At 70.2% G+C, this 3,142-nt stretch carries 3 protein-coding genes; all 3 read right to left on the bottom strand.

Features of this window, described 5'->3' with window-relative positions:
- Positions 1 to 843: transcriptional regulator (locus ACFW2E_RS44230; RefSeq protein ID WP_384477054.1), on the bottom strand; the 843-nt coding region annotated here is incomplete at its 3' end.
- Between the two features lie 377 nt (positions 844 to 1,220).
- A complete protein-coding gene (locus tag ACFW2E_RS44225) occupies positions 1,221 to 1,529 on the bottom strand; it encodes a glycoside hydrolase family 3 C-terminal domain-containing protein (RefSeq protein WP_384477051.1) in 309 nt (102 codons plus the stop codon).
- Between the two features lie 959 nt (positions 1,530 to 2,488).
- On the bottom strand, positions 2,489 to 3,061 hold the full coding sequence (locus tag ACFW2E_RS44220) for an amidohydrolase family protein (protein WP_384477057.1): 573 nt from the start codon (positions 3,059 to 3,061) through the stop codon (positions 2,489 to 2,491).
- Positions 3,062 to 3,142 lie beyond the last annotated feature (81 nt).

The raw sequence follows: 3,142 nt of genomic DNA, 5'->3' as shown, positions 1-3,142 counted from the left end.
GGCGAGCGCCGTCGTCGTCATCGGCGTACCCAGCATCTCCAGCAACTGGGCACGGGAGGCGCCGATCAGCTGGGACACGGACGGCGCCGCCGCTCCGGAGCGCAGCCGCGGCAGCCAGCCGGGCTCGGGGGAGAGGGGGTGCACAAGGACCGGCGGGAGCGCGTCGTCCGCCAGCGTCAACGGGGCGCGCACGCAGAAGAAGCCCGGCACCACGGTCAGCGTGCGTCCCCGCAGCCGCAGTAACCGGGGCTGCGGATAGGGGGCCGCGAGCCGCGTGCCCTGGTGCCGCCAGCCGGGCTGCTCGGCGTAGCTGGCGAGAAGCCCCTCGGCGCCGCCGCCCAGTGCCGCTTCGGCGCGCCGGGCACGGTCCTGGGCGATGCGCGCCCGGATCGCGGCCGCGTACGGTTCCACCGCAACGGCGTAGTAGCGTCGCAAGGTGATGCCGAGCCAGCGCAGCGCCGCCGGGTCGCCGGTGGCCACCCAGCAGACACTGCGTGGCGCCGGACCGCGCAGATCCGCGGACAGCCGGGTGAGCTCGGCGACCAGTCTGCCCCGGGGCGTGGAGAGCACCCGGTCGACAGTCTCCTCCAGGTCCGTGTCGCCGCTGCCGGGGGTGAGGAAGTCCGGGAAGTACTTCGCCGGCGGGCACAATGCCATCAACGCCCGTACGTCCGACGCGAGTCCGGCACGGAGCAGAGCAACCTTGACCTCCTGCCGCCACGGGTCGTACGCCAGTGGCTCCTGCCGGTTCTGCAGCAAGTGGAGGCTGAGGACCGTCTCCCACAGCGGGTCGGGCTCGCGGGCGACCCGTAACCGGCTCAATGCCCCCTCACCGAAGTCCACTTGAAGCACCGTGCACCCCCGCTAAGGGTCGCAGCCGTCGCAATGATTTGCGGCTCACTATAGTGAACCCCCTCCTGCGGCACCGGAGAATCACCCGTCGCACCCCGCGGCCGGACACAGCAACCCACCGCCGTCCCAGACCAGAGCGTACGGGCCGGCTGCCTCCACGAGGGCTGACACCGTGTCCTGCATGGGTCACCCTCCACGTCGACGTCGTCAAGGCAGCGATCAACCAGGCCGGTTACGCCGCATGACAACCGGTGTCCACGATCACGGGGAAGGCCCCGCGGTCCGCGCACCGGCCCAGCCACGCCGGAGCCCGCGCGCCGCTGTCAGGGGGACGACGCGCGGGCGGCTCGGCGGCCGCGACTGCCCGGTCAGTCGAGCTGGTGCGGTTCCTCCTCGGGGACGCCGTAGGACAAGCCGTGGCCGGCCGGGAAGAGCGGGTCACCGGTGTCGTTCGGGATGTCCTCGCGGGATGCCTCCACCGAGCGCATGGAGGAGGGCATCTCCACCGGCAGGCGGCCCTCGGGCGACGCATCGCCGAACAGCAGCGCCAAGAGGGCCTCGTCGGTGATGCCGAACTCAGCGACGGTCGCCGCCGCGGCCGCTGTGACCTCGGGGATGACCGCGGGCCTGTCCAGGTGGACGATCACCACGGAGGACACCTCGCGCAGTTCGCCCACCAGGCCCGCGCTGCGACTGGCCGGAAGGTCCAGCCGCCCTTGGTGAAAAGCCGGACGTCGTACCGTCCCGTGGGACGTGGGAGGACGCACCTCTGAGGTGACTCGGCCGGCCCCCGGACAACTCGCCGGCTCCCCGAGCGAGCGGCCCGCGAACCACTTACCGGTTCGCCGGGCCTCGGGCCACCCCCCACTCTTGGTCCCGGCAAACCAGCGGCCGGCTTACGGGCAGCAGGTAGTATGCCCGACCAGACACGGGAAGGCGCCCCGCACGTCAGCAGCGTGAACGTCCGGTCGGAATGGCCCCCCGCAGCACCACCTCGAACTCAAGGGCTGGTCCGAAGTGGTGCTTGCGGTCCGCGGTGGTCAAGGGCGTGCGCGATGTCCTCGACCTCGTCCTGCTGAGTGGAGCTCAGGCGTTCGTCCGGTTTCACCCACGAGACCAACCGGCGCCGTCCTGACTGCCATGAGCGCAATATCGTGCGCGAAGACGACTCCGTTGGCGTCTTCCGCAGCCGCGATCGGCCCGAGGTGTGGACCGTCGATCGACTGCACAAGGGCAGCGTGTCCTACCCGACCGTCGATGGCTGCAATCAGGGTGGGTGCTTCGAGGCGGACCGCCAGCCAGCTTTGGTATGGCGTAGCACGGCGCGGTGCCTGTCAACGGCCCCCGAAGAAGCCACGGTTCTTGTGGGTGCGGGCCTGGTCGCCTTCGTCCGGGGTCGTGCAGCGAATGCCACGTCTACGCAGGCGTGGTTTTGGATTGCCGATCGCACTTGATAGGAGCCGGACCGGCACCTACTGCCCAGACGGCAACTCGGGGGTCGAATCGACAGGTGGCTGCCGGCCTCGGCCGTGGGAGAGAATCTCCGCCGCCCCGGTGGGGGCAAGGGGGAGCAGCACAACCCTGTCTGACACCGATGGTCCGCCTTGACAGCATGCATCGGCTTCCCGTGAGGTGTTCAACGCACCCGGATACCGGCGCGGAAGACCGCTTGGACGTTTCGCAGGACAGTGGGGTCGGTCGCAGGGTTGCCGCGCACAGCCAGCAAGTCGGCATCGGCGCCGACTGCGATCCGCCCCTTCCGGTCCTCGACCCCGCAGGCCCGTGCCGCGACGCTCGTGGCGGAGGCAAGCGCGTCGAGGGGGGAGAAGCCCAGATCAACAGCGTCCGACACGGCATAGGGAAGCACATCGTGCGGTTTGAACGGGCCGATGCCGGCATCCGAGCCGAGGACCACCTTGGCGCCCATCTTGTACAGGCCGCCGATGGTGCTCACGATCGTCTCGAGCTGTGACGTCATCGCCGGGTGGTCCGGGAAGGGATGGCGCGGGTCGCGTCCCAGTGTCAGGCTGACGAAACTCGGGCTGTTGGCGACGCTCGCGAGCAGTTCCGGCTCGGGCCTGCCTCCGGTGGCCGACAGGAAGCTCACATGCTCGAGCGTGTCGACGCCGGCCTCCACGGCGTCCATGATGGCCGTTACGCCGTGAGCGTGGGCGGCTACGGGGAGGCCGAGTCGATGTGCTTCTTGCACCACCACACGGAGGTCGTCGAGGCGTGACTGCGAAAAGTGCGGGGGGTGGCGCAACCGGGGGATTTTACCCCCCCCCGCCCA

The organism is Streptomyces sp. NPDC058964 (genome assembly GCF_042741275.1).
Classification (GTDB): Bacteria; Actinomycetota; Actinomycetes; order Streptomycetales; family Streptomycetaceae; genus Streptomyces.
This window is presented reverse-complemented; position numbering and strand designations above follow the sequence as displayed.